Annotated in this window: 24 protein-coding genes; 13 read left to right on the top strand and 11 right to left on the bottom strand. The window is 69.6% G+C overall.

Annotated elements, in window-relative coordinates; genetic code table 11:
* Positions 1–71: 71 nt before the first annotated feature.
* On the top strand, positions 72–1,106 hold the full coding sequence (locus tag ACR9FL_RS00580; RefSeq protein WP_436356715.1) for a 2'-deoxycytidine 5'-triphosphate deaminase: 1,035 nt from the start codon (positions 72–74) through the stop codon (positions 1,104–1,106).
* A 147-nt stretch (positions 1,107–1,253) separates the two neighbouring features.
* On the opposite strand, the gene ACR9FL_RS00575 is transcribed toward ACR9FL_RS00580, so the two are convergent.
* A complete protein-coding gene (locus ACR9FL_RS00575) occupies positions 1,254–1,859 on the bottom strand; it encodes a TlpA family protein disulfide reductase (RefSeq protein ID WP_436356714.1) in 606 nt (201 codons plus the stop codon).
* Here ACR9FL_RS00575 and argH point away from each other — a divergent pair.
* Genes argH through lysA form a run of 3 tightly spaced genes read left to right on the top strand, consistent with a single transcriptional unit; the run spans position 1,858 to position 4,794 of the window.
* On the top strand, positions 1,858–3,261 hold the full coding sequence (gene argH, locus ACR9FL_RS00570; RefSeq protein ID WP_296176317.1) for an argininosuccinate lyase: 1,404 nt from the start codon (positions 1,858–1,860) through the stop codon (positions 3,259–3,261). The genes ACR9FL_RS00575 and argH overlap by 2 nt on opposite strands.
* On the top strand, positions 3,258–3,485 hold the full coding sequence (gene lptM / locus ACR9FL_RS00565; protein ID WP_436356713.1) for an LPS translocon maturation chaperone LptM: 228 nt from the start codon (positions 3,258–3,260) through the stop codon (positions 3,483–3,485). Before argH ends, lptM begins: the two co-directional genes overlap by 4 nt.
* Positions 3,486–3,519: 34 nt before the next feature.
* Complete coding sequence (gene lysA, locus ACR9FL_RS00560) at positions 3,520–4,794, top strand: diaminopimelate decarboxylase (RefSeq protein ID WP_436356712.1); 1,275 nt, start codon at positions 3,520–3,522, stop codon at positions 4,792–4,794.
* A gap of 3 nt (positions 4,795–4,797) precedes the next feature.
* Here the strand turns inward: lysA and ACR9FL_RS00555 are convergent, their stop codons facing one another.
* Together ACR9FL_RS00555 and ACR9FL_RS00550 are read right to left on the bottom strand one after the other, a co-directional pair.
* Positions 4,798–5,337, bottom strand: a complete 540-nt coding sequence (locus tag ACR9FL_RS00555) for a phosphoribosyltransferase (RefSeq protein ID WP_296176324.1) — start codon at positions 5,335–5,337, stop codon at positions 4,798–4,800.
* 16 nt (positions 5,338–5,353) lie between these two features.
* The gene (locus ACR9FL_RS00550) at positions 5,354–6,223 is read right to left on the bottom strand and encodes a DUF3426 domain-containing protein (protein WP_436356711.1); all 870 of its coding nucleotides are present in this window, start codon (positions 6,221–6,223) and stop codon (positions 5,354–5,356) included.
* 73 nt (positions 6,224–6,296) lie between these two features.
* On the opposite strand from ACR9FL_RS00550, the gene ACR9FL_RS00545 reads away from it, so the two are divergent.
* From ACR9FL_RS00545 to ACR9FL_RS00525, 5 genes are read left to right on the top strand one after another with little or no spacing between them, the layout of a single operon-like run.
* Entirely contained in the window at positions 6,297–7,022 is a 726-nt protein-coding gene (locus tag ACR9FL_RS00545) for a cell division ATP-binding protein FtsE (protein WP_436356710.1), read from the top strand.
* A complete protein-coding gene (locus tag ACR9FL_RS00540; protein WP_436356709.1) occupies positions 7,019–7,900 on the top strand; it encodes a cell division protein FtsX in 882 nt (293 codons plus the stop codon). The genes ACR9FL_RS00545 and ACR9FL_RS00540 overlap by 4 nt, the downstream gene beginning before the upstream one ends.
* Before the next feature lie 9 nt (positions 7,901–7,909).
* Positions 7,910–8,539, top strand: a complete 630-nt coding sequence (locus ACR9FL_RS00535; protein WP_296178273.1) for a YdcF family protein — start codon at positions 7,910–7,912, stop codon at positions 8,537–8,539.
* Positions 8,540–9,253: a lysophospholipid acyltransferase family protein gene (locus tag ACR9FL_RS00530; RefSeq protein WP_296178270.1), complete on the top strand. Its 714-nt coding sequence runs from the start codon at positions 8,540–8,542 to the stop codon at positions 9,251–9,253.
* Between the two features lie 47 nt (positions 9,254–9,300).
* The gene (locus tag ACR9FL_RS00525; RefSeq protein WP_436356708.1) at positions 9,301–10,116 is read left to right on the top strand and encodes a MipA/OmpV family protein; all 816 of its coding nucleotides are present in this window, start codon (positions 9,301–9,303) and stop codon (positions 10,114–10,116) included.
* A 12-nt stretch (positions 10,117–10,128) separates the two neighbouring features.
* On the opposite strand, the gene hisC is transcribed toward ACR9FL_RS00525, so the two are convergent.
* From hisC to ACR9FL_RS00510, 3 genes are read right to left on the bottom strand one after another with little or no spacing between them, the layout of a single operon-like run.
* A complete protein-coding gene (gene hisC / locus ACR9FL_RS00520; protein ID WP_436356707.1) occupies positions 10,129–11,232 on the bottom strand; it encodes a histidinol-phosphate transaminase in 1,104 nt (367 codons plus the stop codon).
* A 20-nt stretch (positions 11,233–11,252) separates the two neighbouring features.
* Positions 11,253–11,933 carry a hypothetical protein gene (locus ACR9FL_RS00515; RefSeq protein ID WP_296178259.1) on the bottom strand — a complete coding sequence of 227 codons (681 nt, stop codon included), beginning with the start codon at positions 11,931–11,933 and terminating at the stop codon, positions 11,253–11,255.
* Positions 11,933–12,997, bottom strand: a complete 1,065-nt coding sequence (locus tag ACR9FL_RS00510) for a DUF2125 domain-containing protein (RefSeq protein ID WP_436356706.1) — start codon at positions 12,995–12,997, stop codon at positions 11,933–11,935. The genes ACR9FL_RS00515 and ACR9FL_RS00510 overlap by 1 nt, the downstream gene beginning before the upstream one ends.
* 102 nt (positions 12,998–13,099) lie before the next feature.
* Between ACR9FL_RS00510 and ACR9FL_RS00505 the strand changes: the two genes are divergently transcribed.
* A complete protein-coding gene (locus ACR9FL_RS00505) occupies positions 13,100–13,534 on the top strand; it encodes a VOC family protein (RefSeq protein WP_436356705.1) in 435 nt (144 codons plus the stop codon).
* A 3-nt stretch (positions 13,535–13,537) separates the two neighbouring features.
* Here the strand turns inward: ACR9FL_RS00505 and ybaK are convergent, their stop codons facing one another.
* Positions 13,538–14,011 carry a Cys-tRNA(Pro) deacylase gene (ybaK, locus tag ACR9FL_RS00500; protein WP_436356704.1) on the bottom strand — a complete coding sequence of 158 codons (474 nt, stop codon included), beginning with the start codon at positions 14,009–14,011 and terminating at the stop codon, positions 13,538–13,540.
* 222 nt (positions 14,012–14,233) lie between these two features.
* Positions 14,234–16,909: an ATP-dependent DNA helicase gene (locus tag ACR9FL_RS00495; protein ID WP_436358102.1), complete on the bottom strand. Its 2,676-nt coding sequence runs from the start codon at positions 16,907–16,909 to the stop codon at positions 14,234–14,236.
* Between the two features lie 264 nt (positions 16,910–17,173).
* Between ACR9FL_RS00495 and ACR9FL_RS00490 the strand changes: the two genes are divergently transcribed.
* Positions 17,174–18,133, top strand: coding sequence for an alpha/beta fold hydrolase (locus ACR9FL_RS00490; RefSeq protein WP_436356703.1), 960 nt, complete (start codon positions 17,174–17,176; stop codon positions 18,131–18,133).
* A gap of 53 nt (positions 18,134–18,186) precedes the next feature.
* On the opposite strand, the gene ACR9FL_RS00485 is transcribed toward ACR9FL_RS00490, so the two are convergent.
* The 3 genes from ACR9FL_RS00485 to ACR9FL_RS00475 are packed head-to-tail and all read right to left on the bottom strand — an operon-like array spanning position 18,187 to position 19,911.
* Positions 18,187–18,498, bottom strand: a complete 312-nt coding sequence (locus ACR9FL_RS00485; protein WP_436356702.1) for a hypothetical protein — start codon at positions 18,496–18,498, stop codon at positions 18,187–18,189.
* Between the two features lie 9 nt (positions 18,499–18,507).
* Positions 18,508–19,395 carry a pirin family protein gene (locus ACR9FL_RS00480; protein WP_436356701.1) on the bottom strand — a complete coding sequence of 296 codons (888 nt, stop codon included), beginning with the start codon at positions 19,393–19,395 and terminating at the stop codon, positions 18,508–18,510.
* Between the two features lie 27 nt (positions 19,396–19,422).
* Positions 19,423–19,911, bottom strand: a complete 489-nt coding sequence (locus tag ACR9FL_RS00475; protein ID WP_105563200.1) for an Lrp/AsnC family transcriptional regulator — start codon at positions 19,909–19,911, stop codon at positions 19,423–19,425.
* 145 nt (positions 19,912–20,056) lie between these two features.
* On the opposite strand from ACR9FL_RS00475, the gene ACR9FL_RS00470 reads away from it, so the two are divergent.
* Both ACR9FL_RS00470 and ACR9FL_RS00465 read left to right on the top strand, forming a co-directional pair.
* Complete coding sequence (locus tag ACR9FL_RS00470; RefSeq protein ID WP_436356700.1) at positions 20,057–21,289, top strand: 3-methyl-2-oxobutanoate dehydrogenase (2-methylpropanoyl-transferring) subunit alpha; 1,233 nt, start codon at positions 20,057–20,059, stop codon at positions 21,287–21,289.
* Positions 21,290–21,291: 2 nt separating this feature from the next.
* Positions 21,292–22,317: an alpha-ketoacid dehydrogenase subunit beta gene (locus tag ACR9FL_RS00465; RefSeq protein ID WP_436356699.1), complete on the top strand. Its 1,026-nt coding sequence runs from the start codon at positions 21,292–21,294 to the stop codon at positions 22,315–22,317.
* The last annotated feature ends 1 nt before the right edge of the window (position 22,318 follow it).

The raw sequence follows: 22,318 nt of genomic DNA, 5'->3' as shown, positions 1-22,318 counted from the left end.
ACCCGTCTGGCGCTTCGGATGTCGCATTCCGAAGCGAGACAGATAGGAAAATCCGTGTGAGACAGGACGGCATGAGCATCTTCGAGATTCCCGCCCAGCCCGGCATTCTGCCCTTCCAGGGCATCGAGACCCTGATCGCGACCGGCGCGATCACGTCCGACACCCCCTTCGATCCTGACCAGGTGCAGCCCGCCAGCCTGGACCTGCGCCTGTCGAACCAGGCCTGGCGCGTGCGCGCCTCCTTCCTGCCCGGCCAACGCAAGGTCGAGGACCGCATCAAGGACGTGGAGATGCACGCCGTCGACCTGTCGGGCGGCGTGGTGCTGGAAAAGGGCTGCGTCTATATCGCCCGGCTGCAGGAGCGCCTCAGCCTGCCGCGCGGCCTGAACGCCCGCGCCAACCCCAAGAGCTCGACGGGCCGCGTGGACGTCTTCGTCCGTCTGCTGACCGATCAGGGCGGCAGCTTCGACGACGTGGACGAGGGCTATGACGGCCCTCTCTATCTCGAGATCGCGCCCCAGACCTTCTCCATCCTGGTCAAGCCGGGCACCCGCCTGAACCAGCTGCGCCTCAAAGCCGGCGATCCGCCCAAGCTAGAGACTCGCAGCGTCGGCGTCGATCTGCGCGCGGGCGATCACGGCATCGTCGGCTTCCGCGGCCGTCGCCACGCGGGGGTGGTCAACATGGACCACATCGACGGCCACGACCCGCGCGACTTCTGGGAGCCCCTGACCCTGCGTCGCGGCGAACTACTGCTGGATCCGGGCGAGTTCTACATCCTGGCCTCCTCGGATGACGTCGAGATCCCGGTCGATCAGGCCGCCGAGATGACCCCGATCGACCCCTCGGTCGGCGAGTTCCGCGTCCACTACGCCGGCTTCTTCGACCCCGGTTTCGGCACGGATGAAGCGCACGGCGCGGGCTCCAAGGGCGTGCTGGAGGTTCGCACCCACGACACCCCCTTCCTGCTGGAACATGGCCAGATCGTCGCCCGCCTGGTCTATGAGCCCCTGACGGAACGCCCGACCCGCCTCTATGGCGAAGGCGGCAGCCACTATCAGAGCCAAGGGCTGAAGCTCAGCAAGCACTTCCGCCCCTGGGGCTAGGTTCGACTTTCCTCCCCATGAAATGGGGAGGGGGACCACGCAGTGGTGGAGGGGGCGGCACAGAGATCAGCCGTCGAGACGCCCCCTCCGTCACGGACGCCAGCGCGCCCGCGCCACCTCCCCATGGAATGGGGAGGAAAACTGGATCTATTTCTCGGCCAGCAGAGCCTCGACCAGCGCCTTCGCCTCATCGCTGGCCCAGTCGGCCTCGCCGGTCAGGACAGCGCGCACCTTCCCTTGCCGATCCAGCAGGATGGTCTGGGGCATGGCTCCCTTGCCGGGGAACTCGAACGGCAGCTGGAACTTGGGATCGGCGTAATAGGCCAGCGGCGCATGCTCGGCGATGAAGGCGCGGGCCTCGGGCACGGCCTTGTCCACGTCCATGCTGATGGTGACGACGGCCACGTCGTCGCGGTCCTTGTAGTGCTCGGCCAGCGCCGCCAGGGTCGGCATCTCGATCTTGCAGGGCGCGCACCAGGTGGCCCACAGATTGACCACCGCCACCTTGCCCCTGAAGTCGGCAAAGCGCACATCGCGGCCCTCCGCGCCCTTGAAGACATAGTCGGGCGCGGGCGTCGGGGCGGGGGTCAGCAGCTTGGCCAGCGAGCCTTTGGCATAGACCGACAGGGTCGATGACGCGGACTCTTTGCCCCCGCCGTCGCGATTGGCGTATAGCATCGCCGCGCCGCCGATCGCGCCGATCAGCAGCACAGCCGTCGCCACGCCCGCCAAAGTCCGTTTAGAGCCGCTCATGTCCGACACGCCTTCCAACACCCCTCAAGGTCAGTCTCTATGGGGCGGACGCTTCAGCGCCAAGCCCGCCGACATCATGCAGGCCATCAACGTCTCCATCGGCGTCGACAAACGCCTGTGGGCGCAGGATCTGGCCGGGTCGCGGGCGCATTGCCGCATGCTGGCCCAGCAGGGCATCATCGCGCAGGCCGACGCCGAGGCCATCCTGGGCGGACTGGACGTCATCGAGGGCGAGATCACGGGCGGGACCTTCCCCTTCCGCGACGCCTATGAAGACATCCACATGAACGTCGAGGCCCGGCTGTCGGAGCTGATCGGCGAGCCGTCGGGGCGTCTGCACACGGCCCGCAGCCGCAACGACCAGGTGGCGACGGACTTCCGCCTGTGGGTGCGCGACGCCTGCGACCGCACCGTGGCGCAGCTGAAGGATCTGCAGGCCGCCCTTCTTGACCGGGCCGAGCAGCACGCCGGCGACCTCATGCCCGGCTTCACCCATCTGCAGACGGCCCAGCCCGTCACCTTCGGCCACCATCTGATGGCCTATGTCGAGATGTTCGGCCGCGACGCCAGCCGCTTTGCCGACGCCCGCGCCCGCATGAACGAGAACCCCCTGGGCGCCGCGGCCCTGGCCGGGTCGCCCTTCCCCATCGACCGCCATATGACCGCCAAGGCCCTGGGCTTCGACCGCCCGATGGCCAACTCGCTCGACGCCGTGTCGGATCGCGACTTCGCGCTGGAAAGCCTGGCCGCCGCCTCCATCGCGGCGGGCCACCTGTCGCGTCTGGCCGAGGAGATCGTGGTCTGGATGACGCCGATGTTCGGCTTCGCCTCCCTGCCCGACGACCTGACCACCGGCTCGTCGATCATGCCGCAGAAGCGCAACCCCGACGCCGCCGAGCTGGTGCGCGCCAAGACGGGCCGCATCAACGGCGCCCTGATCGCCCTGACCACGGTGATGAAGGGCCTGCCGCTGGCCTATTCCAAGGACATGCAGGAGGACAAGCCGCCAGTGTTCGAGGCCTTTGACGCCCTCGATCTGGCCTTGACCGCCATGACCGCCATGGTCGCCGCCATCATCCCCAACACCCCGCGCATGGCCGCCGCCGCCGGCGCCGGCTTCTCGACCGCCACCGACCTGGCCGACTGGCTGGTGCGCGAACTGAACCTGCCCTTCCGCCAGGCCCACCATGTCACGGGCGCCGCCGTGAAGCGGGCCGAGGCCCTGGGGATCGGTCTGGGCGAATTGCCGCTGACGGAACTGCAGGCTCTGGATGGCCGCATCACCGAAGGCGTGTATGAAGTCCTGACGCCCGAAGCCTCCTGCGCCAGCCGCCAGAGCTTCGGCGGCACGGCGCCGGAACAGGTCCGCGCCCGCATCGCCGACTGGAGAAGCCGCCTGTGAAAAAGACCCTGATCCTCGCGGGCGCCGCCGCCCTTCTGCTGTCGGGCTGCGGCCGCATGGCCGATCTGGAAGCGCCCGGCGCGACCCCGCGTCAGACCGAGCGCGCGCCTCGCGACAAGAACGCCGAGCGCATGCCCGAACCGGCGACCATCAACACCGCCCCCCGGAACAACCCCATCGACAGCGGCGCCTCGGACCCGTTCGGCCGCCCGCCGTCGCGCTGATCGCCCCTCCTTTTCCTGACTGGACTCCCCGCCGGTGCATTATTTCGACCTGAAGGACGGCGTTCTGCACGCCGAGGGCGTCTCGCTGGAGACGCTGGCGGCGGAGGTCGGCACCCCGACCTATGTCTATTCCTCGGCCACCCTGCGCCGTCACTACGGCCTGCTGCGCGACGCGTGCGACGCGCATAGGGAGGCTCTGGGCCACGCCCTGATCGCCTTCGCGGTCAAGGCCAACTCCAACCTGTCGGTGCTGGCGACCCTGGCCCAGTTGGGTTGCGGCGCCGACACCGTCTCCGAGGGCGAGATTCGTCGCGCCCTGGCGGCGGGGGTTCCGGGCGAGCGCATCATCTTCTCGGGCGTGGGCAAGACCGACGCCGAACTGGCCTTCGCCATCGAGGTCGGGGTGCGCCAGATCAACGTCGAGTCCTCGGCGGAGCTGGAGCGGATGATCCTCGTGGCGGCCGAGAAGTCCGCCTCTCCGGCCATCGCCATCCGCGTCAATCCCAAGATCGGCGCGGGCGGTCACGCCAAGATCACCACCGGCGGCGCCGGCGACAAGTTCGGCGTGCCGGTCGAGGAGGCCCTGGCCCTCTACGCCCGCGCCTCCGCCTCGCCGCACGTCACGCCTGTCGGCCTCGCCTGCCACATCGGCAGCCAGATCACCGACCTGACCCCGCTGGAAAGCGCCTTCCGCGTCCTGCGCCAGATGACCGAGACCCTGCGCGCCCAGGGCCACAGCGTCACCCGTCTGGACCTCGGCGGCGGTCTGGGCGTGCCCTATTACGGCGACGCCGAAACCGCCTCGCCCGCCGACTATGTCGCCATGGCGGCGCGGGTGCTGGACGGCCTTGACGTCGAGGCGGCCTTCGAGCCGGGCCGGCTGATGGCCGCCAATGCGGGCGTGCTGCTGAGCCGGGTCATCCAGGTCAACGAACGCACCGACGGACGCCGCTTCCTGGTGCTGGACGCGGCGATGAACGACCTGATGCGTCCCGCCCTCTATGACGCCTTCCACGACCTGAAGGCGGTGCGTCCGCGCGACGGCGCGGATCGCCCCTATGACGTGGTCGGCCCCGTCTGCGAGACCGGCGACACCTTCGCCCGCGACCGCGACCTGCCGCCGCTCGAAGCGGGCGATCTGGTCGTCTTCATGAGCGCAGGCGCTTATGGGGCGGTGATGAGCGGCGAATACAACACCCGCCCTCTGGCCGCCGAGGTTCTGGTCGACGGCGAGCGCCAGGCTGTCATCCGCCCGCGCCCGACCTATGAGCAGATGTTCGCCCGCGAACCGATGGCGGACTGGCTTTAGGGATCAGTCCAGGGCGCAGATGTCGGGCAGGCCGCGCATCCCGCCCCTGTGGTCCAGGCCGTAGCCGACGAGGAAGCGGTTGGGGGCCTCCCAGCCGACGAAGTCCGGCTCGGGCGCGCGGGCCTCGGGCCAGGGCTTGCGGGCGAAGACGCAGGTCAGGACTTCGGCTGCTCCGGCCTCACGCGTGATCCGCACCGCCTCGGCCAGCGACAGACCGGTGTCGAAGACGTCGTCGAGGATCAGGACGCGTTTGCCCGCGATCGGCCGCTGATAGGGGGCGTAGACGTCGATCTTGCCGCGGCTGGTCTTTTCGTCGCCGTAGGAGGCCAGCCACAGAGCGTCGAAGCGGACGTTGCGGCCTTCGCGCGACAAGGCGCGGGTCAGGTCGGCCCCGAACCACAGCCCGCCGGTCAACAGGACGGCGGCCACCGTCTCGTCGTCGATGACGGGGGCGATGCGCCGCGCCAGATCGGCGACGATCGCCTCGATCTCGGCTTGCGGCAAAAGAACGGTCGGAGCGGGCGTCGGGTCGTGATCAGCCATGCCCGGCGGATACCCCCTAGGCGGGGCGGCTGTCGAGAGGCGTCGCGTCCACCGGCGTCAGATCATAGGCCGTGGCGCGGCGCAGCCCCTCCTCCGGGGCCGGCGGCGGTGCGCGTCGCGCCGGGCGGGCGGCGGCCTGCTCGATGCGCGGCGCAGGCGGCGGCGCGGCCTGCGCGGTCTTCTTCGGCTCCAGCACGAAATCGACGCCGACGCCCGAGGCCTTGCGCTCGGGGTCGGGGATGACGACGGCGAACCCCTGGACCTTGCCGGGCAGGACCGGGGCGGTTTCCAGGCGGACGATGCGATGCGCCACCTCGGCGCCGGCGGCGTTCAGCAAGGCCACGCGGACCGGCGGGGCGACGACCTCATTGTCGCGAATATTACGCAGGGCGCCGGACACGATGACCTTGCCCGGATCATGGGCGGCCGTCTTGGCGCCCACGGCCTCGAAATCCAGCCCGGCCAGATTCACCGGCGCGCCGACCAGCTTGTAGGCGGCGGCGGCCTGGGGCCAGGCCTGAACAATCTGCAGGCGGAAGGCGAAGGCGGCGCCGATCAGGGCCAGCAGGATGACGGCCAAGGCCGCCCAGGCGGCGCCCTGGGCGGCGGCCTTCTTCATTCGGCGCCTCTGCTCGGCCTTGGCGCGGAAGGCGCGGGGCAGTTCGGGGGCCGGGGTTTCCGCCAGACTTTCCGGCGCCTCCTCGCGCTTGCCGAAGCCTCCTTCCGCCACGGGATCTTCGGCGGCGGACAGTTCCAGAGGCTCGTCCTCCAGAGTCGCGCGCCAGTCGTGACCGCAGGACTTGCAGCGCACGCGGCGGCCGTTCGGGCCGATCGCTTCATCGGGAACAAAATAGCTGGTGGCGCAGGCGGGGCAGGTCAGTATCATGTCGGCTGACTGCGAGGCTCGACGCCCCCTCCTGTCGAGGCGCCCGCAACGCCCCGGTCCAATACGAAATCTGATGCCACACTCGACCCGACGCGCCGCCGACCCTGATTCCGCGCCCGACACCGTCCGCCTGCGGGGCGTAGGTTTCGGCTATGCGGACAGGCTCGACGTCCTGCGCGACGTTAACCTTAGTCTGCCGCAGGGCTCTTTCCACTTCCTTACCGGACCCTCGGGCGCGGGCAAGTCTTCGCTTTTGCGGCTCCTGACCCTGGCCGAGCGGCCGCAGTCGGGGCGAATCAGTCTGTTCGGCCGCGAGGTCACTGATCTTCCGCGCGGCGGCGTCCCGGCCTTCCGACGCCGCATGGGGGTGGTGTTCCAGGACTTCCGCCTGCTGGACCATCTGAGCGCTTTCGAGAACGCCGCCCTGCCCCTGACCCTGGCGGGCGGTCGTCCCGCCGACCACGCCGCCGACGTGGCCGAGATGCTGCGCTGGGTCGGTCTGGGTCAGCGCATGGACGCCCTGCCCCCGGCCCTGTCCGGCGGGGAGAAACAGAGACTGGCCATTGCCCGCGCCGTCATCACCCGCCCGCGCCTGATCCTGGCCGACGAGCCGACCGGGAGCGTCGACCGGGCCATGGGCGAGAAGCTGATGCGGCTGTTCCAGTCGCTGAACAAGCTGGGCGCCACCGTCCTGATCGCCAGCCACGACGAGGCCCTGGCCGAGCGGGTCGGCGCCGCCGTCCTGCGGCTGGAGAACGGCTGCCTGAGCCAGACGGCGCCGGCGGGAGAGGCCGCATGATCCGCGCCCTGTTCACACGCGGGCCGGGCCTGCTGTCGCGCGAGGCCGGCGGCGAGCGCTGGCTGATGGTGGTGGTCGCCGTCCTCTGCTTCCTGGCCTCCATCACTGCCGTCGGGGCCGTGGCCGCCGATCGCGCCGCCCACGGCTGGGCGCGCCAGTTGCGGGCCGAAGCCACGGTTCAGGTCCGCCCCCGCGTCGACGAGACCGGCCCCGCCGCCGCCGCCCGCGCCGCCGAGACCCTGGCCGGGGTTGCGGGCGTGGCCGAGGCTGAGGCCATGGACCGCAAGGCGGCCGAGAGCCTGCTGCGCCCCTGGGTCGGCGAGGCGGCCCTGCCCGACCTGCCCCTGCCCTATCTGGTCACCGTCCGCCTGGACCCGAAGGCCCCCGCCAGCGCGCCCACACTCAGCCGCGCCCTGGCCGAGGCCGGCCTGGACGCCACCGTCGACGACCACAGCCTGTGGCGCGGCGAGGTCGAGCGTTCGGCGGGGGTGATCACCGCCCTGGCCGGCGCCGCCTTCCTGCTGATCGCGGCGGCCACGGCGGCGGTCATCGCCTACGCCACCCGCGCGGGCATGGCGGCCCATGCCTCGGTGATCGAAACCCTGAGCCTGAACGGCGCCTCGGACTTCTATGTCGCCGGCCTGTTCCAGCGGCGCTTCGGCGGGCTGGCGGCGAAGGCCGGAGCCCTGGGCGCGGGCGTCGCCGCCCTGCTGCTGGCCCTGCTGCGCCTGATCGGCGGCGAGGCCGGACTGACCCCGGCCCTGCCCCTGGCCTTCAGCGATCTGGCCATCCTGATCGCCTGTCCGCTGCTGGCGTTCGGCGTCGCATTGCTGGCCGCGCGCTTTACGGCGCTGGCGAAGCTGGGCGGTCGTGGCTAGTTAAGCATCATGAAGTTCGTGACGCTGATCGCCGTGGTGGCGCTGATGTGGCTGGTGGGGCTGTTCGCCTTCGCCGAGCGCGTGCGCGGCCTGACGCCGGCGCCCGAGCCCGCGCGCGCCGACGCCATCGTCGCCCTGACCGGTCCCTCGGCCGAGCGCGTCAACGCCGCTATCCGCCTGCTGGAACAGGACAAGGGCCGTCGGGTGCTGATCTCGGGCGTCAACCGCGACGTGCGCCGTCAGGAACTGCGCGCCCTGACGCCGGGCTCCAGCAAGCTGTTCAACTGCTGCGTCGACCTGGGTTTCGAGGCCGAGAACACCGTCGGCAACGCCCAGGAGATCGCCGCCTGGGCCCGCGCCAAACACTATGACAGCCTGATCGTCGTCACCTCCGACTATCACATGCCGCGCAGCCTGCTGGAGATCCGCGGGGCGGCCCCCGGCGTCAAGCTGACGCCCTATGCCGTCTCGACGCCGTCGCTGGACAATTCCGGCTGGTGGCGCGCCGCCGTCACCGCCCGCCGGATGACGCTGGAATACATGAAATACCTGGCCGTGCTGGGCCGCGAGGGGATGCACCGCCTGCGGGGCCACCACCCGGAACGATCGGCGCCGCAGACCCAGCCCGAGGCCGCCTGAATGACCACCCTGCGCTCCCTGATCTTTGTCATCTGGCTCTATCTGTCGATGGTGATCTTCGCCGTCGGCCTGTCGCCGGCCCTGCTGATGCCGCACCGGGTCGCGGTCGGGGTCATCAAGCTGTGGTCGAAATTCGTCCTGTTCGGCCTGCGCTGGATCGCCGGGGTCAAGGTCGAGGTGCGCGGGCTGGAGCACCGCCCCGTCGGCCCCGCCCTGATCGCCGCCAAGCATCAGGGCATGCTGGACGTCATCGCCCCCTTCGCCTTCCTCGACGACGCCTGCTTCATCATGAAGAAGGAGCTGATGGTCCTGCCCTTCTTCGGCTGGTTCGCCTGGAAGACCAAGATGATCGCCGTGGACCGCTCGGCCCATTCCAAGGCGCTGAAGGACATGGTGCGACAGGCCCGCGCCCGTCACGCCGAGGGCCGCCAGATCCTGATCTTCCCCGAGGGCACGCGCGGCGAGATCGGCGCCGCCCCCGACTACAAACCCGGCATCGCCGCCCTGTATCGCGACCTCGACAGCCCCTGCTGGCCCGTCGCCACCAACTCGGGCGTTCACTGGCCCGCCCACGGTTTCAAGCGCTATCCGGGCACCATCGTCTTCGAGTTCCTGCCGCCCATCCCGGCGGGTCTGAAGCGCGCCGAGTTCATGGCTGAACTGGAAAACCGCATCGAAACGGCCTCCAGCGCCTTGTTGCCGCCCAAAATCTAGGCTCTGCAGGACGGCGATATCATCAGCCGTTGACCTGCGATCTCTTCATGCCTTCAAGCGCCGTCCGCCGTTTCGCCGCCCTGACCCTTCCTCTGGCCGCGGCCGCCTTCGTCGCTCTGCCCGCCGCCTCCGCCCTGGCCCAGGCCCAGCCCTATGAGGCGGTCGAGGCGGCCAAGACGTGGAAGGTCGACATCGGCGGCGGCGTGGTGCGCGGTTTCAGCGCCACGGGCAGCAAGAGCGATCAGTTCAACTTCACCGCCTGGGGCTCGGCCTCCTATCGCGACGTGGTCTATGCCAACGGGCTGGACGGCCTGGGCTGGAACGCGATCAAGCGCGACGGTTTCCACGCCGGGGTGCAACTGCGCCCGCGCTTCGCCGCCGGCGATATCGAAGGCTCGACCCTGGATCGCCCCGACCTGGGCGCCGACGCGGCCGTCTACGCCTACAAACGCCTGCCGGGGAACATCGTGGTCGGCGGCCGCATCCAGCATGACGCCACCGGCGATGACGCGGGCATGGAATACATGGCCTCGGTCGGCCACCAGCGCGTGACGCCCGTCGGCCTGCTGCAGGTCATGGCCTATGGTCGCGCCTTCGACGACGCGCGGGCCAAACGCTATTTCGGCATCGCTCCGGAGGCGGTTCCGGGCAGCGGCTTCACCGCCTTTGAGCCGTCTGGCGGCGCGGCCGGCGCCGGGGCCGCCGCCCTGCTGGCCATGCCGATCGGCGACCGCTTCGGCATGGGCGCCTTCGTCAACTACGAACAGCGCCTGGGCGACATCAAGGACAGCCCCCTGCTGAAGGACGACCACGTCTGGCGCGCGGGCCTGATCGGGGTCGTCCGCTTCAACAGCGGCGACTGACGCCCCGCCGGATCAGCTGGCGGCAAACTCGCTGAGGGCGTCGATCACGGCGCGGTTCTGGTCTTCCGTGCCGATGGTGATGCGCAGGCAGTCGGGCAGGCCATAGCCGCCGACCGGGCGCACGATGATGCCCTTGGAGTTCAGATAGTCGTTGGCGGCGGCGGCGTTGCGCTTGTCGTCCGCGAACCGCACCAGGACGAAGTTGCCCGCCGAAGGGAAGACCTCGAAGCCGAAGCCGCGGATGGCCTGGGTCATGCGCGGGCGCCAGTCCAGCACCAGATCGCGCGAGGCCTTCTGGTGCGCCTCGTCCGACAGGGCGGCGGTGGCGGCGTCCAGACCCGGCACCGAGACGTTGAACGGCAGGCGGATGCGGTCCACCGCCTGCTCGACGGCCAGCGGGGCGTAGCCGAAGCCGATGCGCAGGCCGCCCAGGCCGTGGATCTTGGAGAAGGTGCGGGTGACGACGATGTTCGACGCCTCGCGGGCCAGACCGAAACTGGTCTCCCAGTCCGGCTCGACCACGAACTCGGCATAGGCCTCGTCCACCACCAGGATGATGTGGGCCGGCAGGGCGGCGTGCAGGCGGCGGATTTCCTCGCCCGCGTTCCAGCTGCCGGTCGGGTTCGACGGGTTGGAGACGTAGACGATCTTGGTCCGCTCATCGACCTGCTCGAGGATGGCCTCGACCTCGGCCTTCATGTTCGGCTCGGCCGCCAGCTTGACCTCGGCGCCGCAGGCCTTGGCCGAGATGCGGTAGGCGAGGAAGCCGTATTGGCCGGTGACGATGTTGTCGCCCGCGCTCAGATAAGCCTGGTTCAGCAGGGCGAAGACCTCGTCCGAGCCGTTGCCGAAGATCAGGCGCTCGGGCTCCAGACCGTGATGGGCGGCCACGGCCTCGCGCAGCTTGGTGGCGCGGCCGTCGGGATAGACGTGGATGTTCTTGAGCGCGGCGGCATAGGCCTCGCGCGCCTTTTCTCCGGCGCCCAGGGCGTTCTCGTTCGACGACAGCTTCATCGGCTCGGCGAAGCCGGCGATGGCGCCCTTGCCGCCCACATAGGGGGCGATGTCGAGGATGCCGGGCTTGGGGGCGGGCGCGGTTTTGGTCGCGTCGGTCATGGGCGTCATCCTCGAAGTGGTCAGTAAACGGGGGCGGCGCCGATGACGCCGCTCATCTGGCCGGGGGCGTCGAACAACCGCCCGTCCTCGGCCTGCACATAGCCTGTCAGGGTAAACAGCTTCAAGCCGCCGCCCGCCGTCAGGGGCGCGGCGATCAGCCCCGCCTCGCCCAGGGCGCCGACGATGCGGGCGTCAGGCAGGGGGCTGTCGGTGACCCAGAAGGTGCGGTCGTCGCCGGTCGGGCCTGGGGCCTCGGTCGAGACCAGCAGGGCGCGCGGGACGCCCGCCGCATCGTCCGGCAGGGCGGCGATGACCTTGAGCATGGGCAGGGCCAGAAGCCGCCCCCACCAGGGCCGGGCGCCGAGATCGATCAAGGCGCGCCCGCCTTGCCGCGCGGTGGCCAGCGCCTGATCCGGCTCGGCCATCGGACGTCCGATCAGACCCCAGCGGTTGGCGGCCAGGGCCTGCGACAGAGGCCCGCAGACAGCCAGGGCTGGGCCAGTCGCGGCCTCGATGCGGCCCAGCACGGCGCGCAGGGCCGGACGTTCCGTCGCCGGGATCTCGGCCAGGATCTCACGCAGGGCGATGGCGTCGGCGTCGGCGGAACCGCGCGCTCCGGCGGCGATGCGCGCCCGCGCCGCCGCGATCAGGGCGCGGTCCAGGGCCAGACGTTCCGCGTCCTCGGGCGGCTCGACCAGCATCAGAACAGCTGGGGCGCCGGGGCCAGGGCAAAGGGCCCCAGATAGGTGCGTCCGCCCTTGAAGTTCAGCACCAGATCGACGCCCTGTCCCTGATCGCCGCTCCCGCCCTGCGGCGTGGCCGCGGCGGCGCGGGCGGCGGCGGCGCGATCCACCGATCCGCCCTGAGTAGCCCCGGCCAGACCGACGATAGCGGCCAGAGGCTTCTCGGCGCGCAGGAAGACCTCGCCCTCCAGACGCCCCTTGTCGTCCGCCGACAGGGCCGGGCTGGACAGGAAGGTCTTGCTTTCACCCGCGCCCAGCTCGCCCTTCATGTCGATGAAGCGGCCGCCGGCGGCGGTCCAGGCCGACAGCAGGCCATGCGCGTCGGCCCCCTTCAGGGCGCTGGCCTTCTCGACCACGGCCTCGACCTGGGCGTTCAGCTTGCCGGACTGTGTCAGGCCCTCGACAGGCCCATTGGGACGGCCCTCGCCATCGACCAGACGGAACAGGACGTCGACGTCGTCGGTCGGCGCGTTCGAGCCGGCCACGTGGGGCCGCATGTAGAACTGAACCAGACCGGCCTTGGACAGGGGGAAGGGCTCGGCGTCCGGCAGGGCGGTGAAGACCGGCTTGGCCAGTTCGACCGCCACATTGGGCCAGCGCTGGGTCAGGCCGTGGATGCTCATGCGAATGGCCTCGGCCCGCACCGCGGTCTTGCCCTTGGCGCCGCGCGTCATGACCAGACCGTCCGGCGCGGCGATGACCCACTTGGTCGGATTATAGGCATTGGCCTCGGCCACGATCTCGGGCGCGGCGACGGCATGGCCCGAGGGGGCGATGACATCGACATGCTTCATCGCCACCCGCGCCCGCAGCGGCCAGCCGGTCGTGGTCACGCCCGCATGCCTCACGGTCCAGCCCGACTGCTCCAGCCGGGCGATGCGACCTTCCAGCCTCTTCTCGATCTGCTGGGTCAGGACGAACCACCAGCCAGTCCACAGGGCCAGGCCGACGAAGACGATGGCGAAGGGGACGAGCAGTCCCTTGCGGCTGTGGCGGACAGGTTGAGCGGATGCGTCGGTCATGGGCGCGGTTTAGCAGGGCGCGCGGCTGCTGACACGCCCTGTCAGCAGGAACGGGCCAGTCTGCCGCCCGTTCGAAACACAACCCGACAGGAGACCAGGTCCATGGAGACCCAGCAGATTCACCGCGGCCGGCTGATCGACCACCTGCAACTGGTGACGCCCGACCTTGAGGCCAGCCGCCGCTTCTACGGCGCAGTGCTTGAGGCGCTCGGCGTGCCGATCGGCGGAGAGGCCGAACGCTTCTTCTGGGCCGACGAACTGTTCGTCTCGGCCGTGGACAGCGTAGCGGCGCAGGGCGCTCCGACCGGCCGCTGTCATCTGGCCTTCCAGGCCAAGGACCGCGCCATGGTCGAGGCCTTCCACACGGCGGGCCTAGAGGCGGGCGGGACCGACAACGGCGCGCCGGGCGAGCGGCCCTATCACCCCGGCTACTACGCCGCCTTCCTGCTGGACCCGGACGGCAACAATATCGAGGCGGTCTTCCACGGCGAGGCCGACCGCTCGGCCGACAGCGTGGTTGTGACCTTCGAAGGGTAAGGCTTACGCCGTCAGGTCGGCCAGTTTCGCGCTGGCCGCCCGCGCCGCCTCGTCGGGCGTCAGGCCCAGCAGCAGGCCGCGCTGGCCGCCGTTGATCAGGATGCGGTCGAACAGGATCGCCGTCTCGTCCATCACGGTCGGCACGGCCTTCCTCTGGCCGAAGGGGCTGACGCCGCCGACCTTGTAGCCCGTCAGACGCTCGGCGTCGGCGGGCTTCATCATCTGCGCCGACTTGGCCCCGAGGACCGCAGCCAGCTTCTTCATGCTGACCTCGCAGTCGGACGGGACGATGACGCAGGCGGCTTTTCCGTCCACCAGGGTCATCAGGGTCTTGAACACCTGCTCCGGCGCCCAGCCGAGCGCCTCGGCCGCCTGCAGGCCCACGCGCGGGGCGTCGGGGTCGTAGTCGTAGGGGAAGAGGTCGAACGCGACGCCGGCCTGGGTCAGGGCGACGGTCGCGGGGGTGGTCTTGGACATGGCTTACCGATGCCAGTGAAAGGCGCAGGTGCATAGCCGGGCCCTACTCTTTCGTCATCCTCCGGCAAGCCGCGCAGCGGCGCTGACCGGGGGACCCAGCGGCGCCCGGAGGGTGAAAAACCCACGCACCGCGCTCGCGTTAAAGATCGCCTTCGGCGCCGCTGGGTCCCCCGGTCTCGCTCCGCTCGCCGGAGGATGACGGAAGGAAGAGAGGCGGAGGCTTCAGCTCGCCTCGGGATTGAGGAAGCTCTTGGTCAACTCCACCGCATCAGCCAGCCCCATGCGCTGGACCTCCGTGCCGGGCGGCAGGCTGGCGAACAGGCGCGTCGGACAGGCGGCGTCCAACATCAGGAAGACCCCCTTGTCGTCGGCGCGGCGGATCAGGCGGCCAAAGGCTTGGGCGATGCGGCCGCGCGCCAGGGCGTCGTCATAGGTCTTGCCGCCGAAGCGCTCGCGCCGCGCCTTGTGCAGCAGGTCGGGGCGCGGCCAGGGCACGCGGTCGAAGGCGAGAACCCGCAGGGACCGGCCCGGCACGTCCACCCCGTCGCGCACGGCGTCAGTGCCGAGCAGGCAGCTGTCCTGTTCGGCGCGGAACACGTCCACCAGAGCCCCAACTTCGAGCGGATCGACGTGCTGGGCGTAGAGCGGCACGCCCGCCTTGGCCAGGTCCGGCCCCAGCCGCTCATAGACGGTCTTCAACCGGCGGATGGCGGTGAACAGGCCCAGCCCCCCGCCGCCCGCCGCCAGAAACAGCTCGCGCATGGCCGCCGCAATCTGGCGCGGATCGTCCTTCATCAGGTCGTTGACGACGATGATGCGGCTGTTGGCGGCGTAGTCGAAGGGGCTCTCCACCTTCAACGTCCGCGCCGGTTCGATCAGGCGCGCCGCACCGGTCCGCATCCGGGCCAGTTGGAAGGGGTCCTCGGCGGCGGGGTCCGACAGGGTGGCGCTGGTCACCAGCACGCCGTGGGCGGGCATGACGACGGCGGCTTCCAGCGGCACGGTGGGGTCGATCCAGTGGCGGCGCAGGGCGACGTCGTGGATGCGGCCGAAGGCGGCCTCGGCGCTGAGCCAGTCCACAAAATCAGGGTCGGGTTCGTCGCCGCCCTCTTCGAGCGCCGCCAGCATGGAGCGCCAGCCGGGCAGGGTCATGCGCGCGCGCCGGTCCATGCCGCGCAGCGCGCCCTCGATGCGGGCGCGGGCGGCGCCGTCCAGCTCGGCGGCCTCCTCGTCCAGAATGTCCTCGAGGTGACGCGACAGGGCCAGAAGCGGCGCCTCGACGGCGGCGATGGCGCGGGCGGCGGCGCGGGCGGCCTCGAGCACCGGCTCGGTGGCCGGGCGCAGGGCGCATTCCATGCCGAACTCGCTCCCGCCGGCTTCCTGACTGCGGGCGCGCAACTGCTCCAGGGCGGCGACGAGGAAGGCCTCGATCGGGCCGATGGGATTGATCTCGCCGGACGCGGGGGCGATGCGGCCCGAGACGCCTTCGCCCGGCAGGGCGGCGGCGGCGATCATGGCGTCCTTCAGGGCCTTGGCGGCGGCCTCGTTGTCGGCGCACAGGTCGCCCAGACGCTGTTCCAGCCCCCGCCCGCGACGACCGCGTCCCTCGGGCCCTCTGATCCAGCGGCGCAGCTCGGCGGCTTCCTGACCCGACAGGGCGGCGGAGAAGGCGCTGTCGGCGGCGTCGAACAGGTGGTGGCCCTCGTCAAAGACGATGCGCTTCAGCGCCGCCGTCTCGCCGTCCTGCTTCAGGCCGCGCGCCGAGCGGGCCCCGTCGAAGGCGGCCTGGGTCATGACCAGGGCGTGGTTGGCCACGACCAGATCGGCCCGGCGGCTGGCGCGGATGGTCTTCTCGACGAAGCAAAGTCGATAGTGCGGACAGGCGGCGTGGACGCATTCGCCGCGCCGGTCGACCAGATTGGCCGGGCTGGCCTGATGGCTGGGCGCGGTCGCATAGAGGCCGGGCAGCCAGCCGGGATAGTCGCCGCCGGTCATGTCGCCGTCGCGGCTGTGCGCGGCCCAACGGCTGGCCAGACCCATGCCGATCAGGTCGCCGTTGCCCAGTTGGGCCGCCTGCATCATGTCCTGCAGATTCAGCAGGCAGAGGTAGTTTTCGCGCCCCTTGCGCACCACCGTCTTCTTGCGGCGCTCGGCCTCGTCGGGCCACAGGGCGCGGCTTTCGCGGTCGATCTGGCGTTGCAGGGCGCGGGTATAGGTCGAGACCCAGGCCGCGCCCGAATTGCGCTCGGCCCACAGGCTGGCGGGGGCCAGATAGCCCAGGGTCTTGCCCGTGCCGGTGCCCGCCTCGGCCAGAAGGACGCGCGGGCGGCCCTCCTCGTTGCGCGGCGAAAAGGCGTAGGCGGCCTCGGCGGCGTAGTCGGACTGGGCCGGACGGGTCTCGTCCAGCCCCGAGGCCTGCAACAGCTTGTCCAGACGAATGCGGGCGCTTTCAGAATCGACGGGCGCCGACCCGGCCTCGCCGCGCGGGGCCTCGTCCTCCCATTCGGCGAGGCGCGACCAGACGTCCAGACCCGTGCCGCGCTCGCGCCGATCGCGCAGGGGCCCGGCCTGAAGCGCGGTCAGCACGCGCGAACCCCAGGACCAGCCCGCCCGGTCCAGCGTCCCGGCCAGGGTGTAGGCGTCCTCGCGTCCCGGATAGGCCGGGTCGGTCAGTTCGTTGAGCAGGTCGGCGGCGGCGTCGCGCAGGGCCTGGGCCTGAGCCTCGGCCCCCTTCGGCTCGGTGCGTCCCAGAGCGAGCGCCAGTCCCGACGGCGACGGGGCGCAGAACCGGGCGGGCCGCACGAAGGCGTAGAGCTCCGGCACGTCCAGCATCTCGGTGGAGCGCGGCGGTGGGCTGAGGCCCAGACGGCGCGCGGTCAGGCTGGCGTGGGCGACCATGACGGCGCCGCCCAGAAAGACGCCTTCGGCTGCGCCGCGCCCGATCTTCCTGGCGCCCGCCGCGTCGCACACCGCGCCTGCGCCCGGCGGGGTGGCCAGGGCGGGCGGCAGGTCCGCCGCGAACGCAGTCGCAGGCTGGACGGTGGAAGGGGCGGAGACGTCGGTCACGCCTGATCCATAGCGCCCCGCGCCGCGAAACGGAACGGGAACGCTCTCGCCAGAGAGCAAAAACGCGATAGGCTCGTTTCAAAGGGAGGACCGCCCATGCAGACCCGCCGCATCGCCACCGACGGCCTGACGCAACAGGTGCTGGAGGCCGGAGAAGGCCCCCTGGTCCTGCTGCTGCACGGTTTTCCCGAACTGGGGATCAGTTGGCGGGCGCAGGTTCAGGCCCTGGCCGAGGCCGGTTTCCACTCCGTCGCCCCCGACATGCGCGGCTATGGCGGGACCGACAAACCCGCCGATCAAGAGGACCATACGATCCTGCATCTGGTTGGCGACATGGTCGATCTGGTCCGCGCGCTCGGCGAGACCGAGGCCGTGGTCGTCGGCCATGACTGGGGCGCGGCCGTGGCCTGGCACTGCGCCCTGATGCGGCCCGACGTCTTCCGCGCCGTGGCCGGTCTATCCGTGCCCTTCCAGCCGCGCCGCCCCAAGGGAGCTCCGACGGCGGCGATGGCGGCGATCACGAAACGCGCAGGCTTGGGCGACCTCTACATCAACCGCTTCCAGTCGCCCGAGGCCCATGTCGAACTGGACGCCGATCCGGCCACGGCCCTGAGGAAGATGTTCTGGTCCTACGACGGCGCCACCGCCCCGGCCGACCAGTCGACCGGCTTCATGCCCGAGGGCGTATCCCTCCTCGAGAGCATCTCCGACCAGGCGACCCTGCCGCCGTGGATGAGCGAGGCGCACTTCGATGAATACGTCGCCGCCTTCACCACCTCAGGCTTCAAGGGGCCGCTGGACTGGTATCGCTGCCTGGACCGCAACTGGAGCCTGACCGCCTTCCTGCAAGGCCAGACAATCCGCCAGCCTTCGCTCTTCATGGTCGGCGACCGCGACCCCGTCCGCCACTACGCCGGCCCGCACGAGGCGGCGCAGAAGGACTGGCTGACCGACCTGCGCGGCCAGATCGTCCTGCCCGGCGCCGGTCACTGGCTGCAGCAGGAACGGGCGGACGAGGTCAGCGCGCCTCTGGTGACGTTCCTGCGCGGGCTATGAGAACAGCCGCGAAGGCTGCGCGGAATCACCGTCATCCAAGGCCTCAAGCGTCCTCAAAGCGGATCAGCAACATCCGTTCGCCAGCAGATCTGATCGCGCCAATAGCTGACTGCGACGGCGCCCGACGTCGCACGAATGACGAACCAGAAATCTTCACCCCAAAGAGAAACGCCGCCCTCCGTCATGCCGCTGAAGCTCAGCCCGTCGTCAGGTTCACGATCAATGGTCAGGACACGCCAAGTCATCGTGCGTCCCGCCATGCTCACGGCGAATTCTCCGTCCCATTCATCCAGGGGTCGAAAGCGGAACGAACACAGGCCGTCCGGCCCCGTCACCTGAAAGGAAAAGGGTGACGGAGCCTGCATTCTCACAGCCTAGGCCGTCTCGTCCGGCAGGGGGATGAACTCCAGCGCGTCCTCGGCGGGCAGGCTCATCCGGCCCGCCTTCCAGTCGGCCTTGGCCTGGTCCATGCGTTCTTGCGACGAGGAGACGAAGTTCCACCAGATCAGGCGCTCGCCGACCGGCTCGCCGCCGAGGACCATGACGCTGGAGGGCTGCAAGGCGGTGACGGTCGGCTCGGCCTTGGCCGACAGGACGATCATCTGGCCCTCAACGAAGGTCCGGTCGTCGACCTCGATCGCGCCCTTGGCCACGAACAGGGCGCGTTCGCTGTAGCCGCCCTTGGCGCGCGGCGGGGGCGGGACGGCGCGGACGCCCTCGGCCATGTCCCAGTGGACGTAGAAGAGCGGGGATTCGACCGGGGTGCCGGCCTTGGCGCCGAAGGCCTCGCCCGCCACCAGACGCGCGAACAGGCCGTTATTCTCATAGGTGGGCTGGGCGTCCTCGCCCAGGTGGGTGAAGGAAGGCGCTATCTCTTCCTTCTCGGTCGGCAGGGCCACCCAGGCCTGCATGCCGTGCATCCGCCCGCCCTGCGCCTTCTTCAGCGGGTCGGTGCGTTCGGAATGGACGATGCCGGAACCGGCGGTCATCCAGTTCACCTCGCCGGGACGGATAGGCTGGGTATAGCCCAGATTGTCCCGGTGCATGATCTCGCCCTCGAACAGATAGGTCAGGGTCGACAGGCCGATGTGCGGGTGCGGCCGCACATTGATGGCGTCGGCGCCGGGTGCGAACTCGGCCGGCCCCATCTGGTCCAGGAAGATGAAGGGGCCGACCATCGGCCGCAAATGAAAGGGCAGGACACGCCCGACCTCGAACCCGCCGAGGTCTTTGCGACGCGCGTCGATCACCAGGTCGATCATGGCCGCCTCTTCTTGTTCGTGGTGGTCCTAGCCGACGTGCGGCGTGATGATGCCCAGCGGCAGGGTGGTGACGTTTTTGACGCCGCGCGTGACGATGTGGCTGGCGCAGTCGGAGACGATGCCCAGGGTCAGCAGCTTGTCGCGCAGGAACTGGTCGAAGGCGTGCATGTCCGAGGTGATGATCCGCAGGACATAGTCCTCGCGCCCCGTGATGGTGGCGCACTGCACCACTTCGGGCCATTCGGACACGGCCTTTTCGAAGATGTCGAGGTTCTCGCGCGAGGGCAGACTGAGCTTGACGATGGCGTAGACTTCGAAGTCCAGACCCAGCAGACCGGCGTCCAGAAGCGTGACCCGCTTGCGTATCAGGCCAGAGTCCTCCAGTCTCTTGATCCGGCGCCAGCAGGGCGAGGCCGACAGGCCGACGCGATCGGCGACCTCGGCGACCGACAATCCGGCGTCCTGCTGCAGGATGTCGAGGATGCGGGCGTCGATAGGATCAAGTTCATCGGCCAAAGGCGTTTCTCCAAAAGGGGATTTGGCGCAATAAAATACCCCAAATCAGCATTTGGCAAGGGTATTTTTAGGAAAGCCAACAGACACACGCCATGCTATGCCCTCTTCACAGAGGAAACGCGGACGGATCAACCGGACGGGACGCATGATGAAGAACACCCCCACCCTGTCGCTGCGCGTGCCGGAGCCCTCGGGTCGTCCGGGCGATGCGCCTGATTTCAGCCACCTGCAGTTCGATCCCGCCGGCGCCGTGAGCCGGCCCGAGGTGTCGACCGCCCCCTATGAGATGCGCGACCACGCCTTCCGTCTGGTGCGCGTTCTGGACGACGAGGGTAAGGCCGTCGGCCCGTGGGACCCCAAGCTGGACCCCGAGGTCATGCGTCGCGGCCTGAAGGCCATGATCCTGACGCGCGCCTTTGACGAGCGGATGCACCGCGCCCACCGCCAGGGCAAGACCAGCTTCTACATGAAGTGCACCGGCGAAGAGGCCATCGCGGTGGCTCAGGGCATGATCCTGAGCCGCGAGGACATGGGCTTCCCCACCTATCGCCAGCAGGGCCTTCTGATCGCGCGCGGCTATCCGCTGGCGACCATGATGAACCAGATCTATTCCAACGCCGAAGACCCGATCAAAGGCCGCCAGCTGCCGATCATGTACTCGGCCAAGGACTACGGCTTCTTCACCATCTCGGGCAACCTGGGCACCCAGGTGCCGCAGGCCGTGGGTTGGGCCATGGCCAGCGCCTACAAGGGCGACGACAAGATCGCCATCAGCTGGATCGGCGACGGCGCCACGGCGGAAGGCGACTTCCACAACGCGCTGACGTTCGCCTCGGTCTACCGCGCCCCGGTCATCCTGAACGTGGTCAACAACCAGTGGGCCATCTCGTCCTTCATGGGCATCGCCGGGGGTCTGGACACCACCTTCGCCGCCAAGGCCATCGGCTACGGCCTGCCGGCCCTGCGCGTCGACGGCAACGACTTCCTGGCCGTCTGGGCCGCGACCCAGTGGGCCGAGGAGCGCGCCCGCACCAACCAGGGCGCCACCGTGATCGAGCTGTTCACCTATCGCGGCGCCCCGCACTCGACCTCTGACGACCCCAGCCGCTACCGCCCCGGCGACGAGGCCGAGAAGTGGCCGCTGGGCGATCCGATCGAGCGCCTGAAGCAGCACCTGATCGCCCTCGGCGAATGGTCGGACGAGCAACAGGTCGAGGCCGAAAAGGACGCCGTCGAACAGGTCCGCGCAGCCGGCAAGGAATCCGAGGCCATCGGCACGCTCGGCCAATCGCGCCCCAGCGTGAAGACCATGTTTGAAGAGGTCTATGCGACCGAGGACTGGCGCCTGATCGAACAGCGCCGCGAGGTCGGAGTCTGACCATGACCACTGTTCCCATGAACATGATTCAGGCCCTGAACTCGGCCATCGACGTCAAGATGGCGGAGGACCCGAACGTCCTGTCGTTCGGCGAGGACGCGGGCTATTTCGGCGGCGTCTTCCGCGTCACCGACCAGTTGCAGCAGAAGCACGGCCTGACCCGCAGCTTCGACGCCCCGATTTCGGAATGCGGCATCGTCGCCGCCGCCATCGGCATGGGCGCCTATGGCCTGCGCCCGGTCGTCGAGATCCAGTTCGCCGACTACATCTATCCGGCCTATGACCAGATCGTCTCCGAGGCGGCCAAGATGCGCTACCGCTCGGGCGGTCAGTTCACCTCGCCGATCACCATCCGCAGCCCCTACGGCGGCGGCATCTTCGGCGGCCAGACGCACAGCCAGTCGCCCGAAGCCCTCTTCACCCACATCGCGGGTCTGAAGGTCGTCATTCCGTCGAACCCCTATGACGCCAAGGGCCTGCTGACCGCCGCCATCGAGGACGACGATCCGGTCGTCTTCTTCGAGCCGAAGCGCCTCTACAACGGCCCCTTCGACGGCTGGCACGAAAAGCCGGTTTCGCCGTGGAAGACCCAGGAGCTGGCCCAGGTTCCGACCGGCAAGTATGTCGAACCGATCGGCAAGGCCCGCGTCATGCGCGAAGGCAATGACGTCACCATCCTGGCCTATGGCACCATGGTCTGGGTCGCTCTGGCCGGCGCCGAGCACGCCGGCGTGGACGCCGAAGTCATCGACCTGCGCACCCTGGTGCCGCTGGACATCGAGACCATCGAAGCCAGCGTCAAGAAGACCGGCCGCTGCGTCATCGTGCATGAGGCGCCAAAAACCTCGGGCTTCGGCGGCGAGCTGTCGGCCCTGGTTCAGGAACGCTGCTTCTATCATCTGGAAGCGCCCATCGCGCGCGTGACCGGCTGGGACACCCCCTACCCGCACGCCTTCGAGTGGGAATACTTCCCCGGCCCGCAACGCGTGGCCGACGCCCTGAAAGCCGTCATGTCGGGAGGCCGTTGAT

Origin of the sequence: Brevundimonas sp. CEF1 (assembly GCF_051353055.1) — a bacterium.
Lineage (GTDB): Bacteria > Pseudomonadota > Alphaproteobacteria > Caulobacterales > Caulobacteraceae > Brevundimonas.
This window is presented reverse-complemented; position numbering and strand designations above follow the sequence as displayed.

Excerpts from the sequence above, each read along its gene's own strand:
- ACR9FL_RS00470 (WP_436356700.1), top strand. The coding sequence starts at position 20,057 with ATGATGAAGAACACCCCCACCCTGTCGCTGCGCGTGCCGGAGCCCTCG.
- ACR9FL_RS00530 (WP_296178270.1), top strand. The coding sequence starts at position 8,540 with ATGACCACCCTGCGCTCCCTGATCTTTGTCATCTGGCTCTATCTGTCG.
- ACR9FL_RS00540 (WP_436356709.1), top strand. The coding sequence starts at position 7,019 with ATGATCCGCGCCCTGTTCACACGCGGGCCGGGCCTGCTGTCGCGCGAG.
- ACR9FL_RS00510 (WP_436356706.1), bottom strand. The coding sequence starts at position 12,997 with ATGACCGACGCATCCGCTCAACCTGTCCGCCACAGCCGCAAGGGACTG.
- ACR9FL_RS00490 (WP_436356703.1), top strand. The coding sequence starts at position 17,174 with ATGCAGACCCGCCGCATCGCCACCGACGGCCTGACGCAACAGGTGCTG.
- ACR9FL_RS00550 (WP_436356711.1), bottom strand. The coding sequence starts at position 6,223 with ATGATACTGACCTGCCCCGCCTGCGCCACCAGCTATTTTGTTCCCGAT.
- ACR9FL_RS00495 (WP_436358102.1), bottom strand. The coding sequence starts at position 16,909 with ATGGTCGCCCACGCCAGCCTGACCGCGCGCCGTCTGGGCCTCAGCCCA.
- ACR9FL_RS00575 (WP_436356714.1), bottom strand. The coding sequence starts at position 1,859 with ATGAGCGGCTCTAAACGGACTTTGGCGGGCGTGGCGACGGCTGTGCTG.
- argH (WP_296176317.1), top strand. The coding sequence starts at position 1,858 with ATGTCCGACACGCCTTCCAACACCCCTCAAGGTCAGTCTCTATGGGGC.
- ACR9FL_RS00480 (WP_436356701.1), bottom strand. The coding sequence starts at position 19,395 with ATGATCGACCTGGTGATCGACGCGCGTCGCAAAGACCTCGGCGGGTTC.
- ACR9FL_RS00505 (WP_436356705.1), top strand. The coding sequence starts at position 13,100 with ATGGAGACCCAGCAGATTCACCGCGGCCGGCTGATCGACCACCTGCAA.
- ACR9FL_RS00465 (WP_436356699.1), top strand. The coding sequence starts at position 21,292 with ATGACCACTGTTCCCATGAACATGATTCAGGCCCTGAACTCGGCCATC.
- ACR9FL_RS00545 (WP_436356710.1), top strand. The coding sequence starts at position 6,297 with ATGCCACACTCGACCCGACGCGCCGCCGACCCTGATTCCGCGCCCGAC.
- ACR9FL_RS00525 (WP_436356708.1), top strand. The coding sequence starts at position 9,301 with ATGCCTTCAAGCGCCGTCCGCCGTTTCGCCGCCCTGACCCTTCCTCTG.
- ACR9FL_RS00580 (WP_436356715.1), top strand. The coding sequence starts at position 72 with ATGAGCATCTTCGAGATTCCCGCCCAGCCCGGCATTCTGCCCTTCCAG.
- ACR9FL_RS00515 (WP_296178259.1), bottom strand. The coding sequence starts at position 11,933 with ATGCTGGTCGAGCCGCCCGAGGACGCGGAACGTCTGGCCCTGGACCGC.
- ybaK (WP_436356704.1), bottom strand. The coding sequence starts at position 14,011 with ATGTCCAAGACCACCCCCGCGACCGTCGCCCTGACCCAGGCCGGCGTC.
- hisC (WP_436356707.1), bottom strand. The coding sequence starts at position 11,232 with ATGACCGACGCGACCAAAACCGCGCCCGCCCCCAAGCCCGGCATCCTC.
- ACR9FL_RS00535 (WP_296178273.1), top strand. The coding sequence starts at position 7,910 with ATGAAGTTCGTGACGCTGATCGCCGTGGTGGCGCTGATGTGGCTGGTG.
- ACR9FL_RS00485 (WP_436356702.1), bottom strand. The coding sequence starts at position 18,498 with ATGCAGGCTCCGTCACCCTTTTCCTTTCAGGTGACGGGGCCGGACGGC.
- ACR9FL_RS00555 (WP_296176324.1), bottom strand. The coding sequence starts at position 5,337 with ATGGCTGATCACGACCCGACGCCCGCTCCGACCGTTCTTTTGCCGCAA.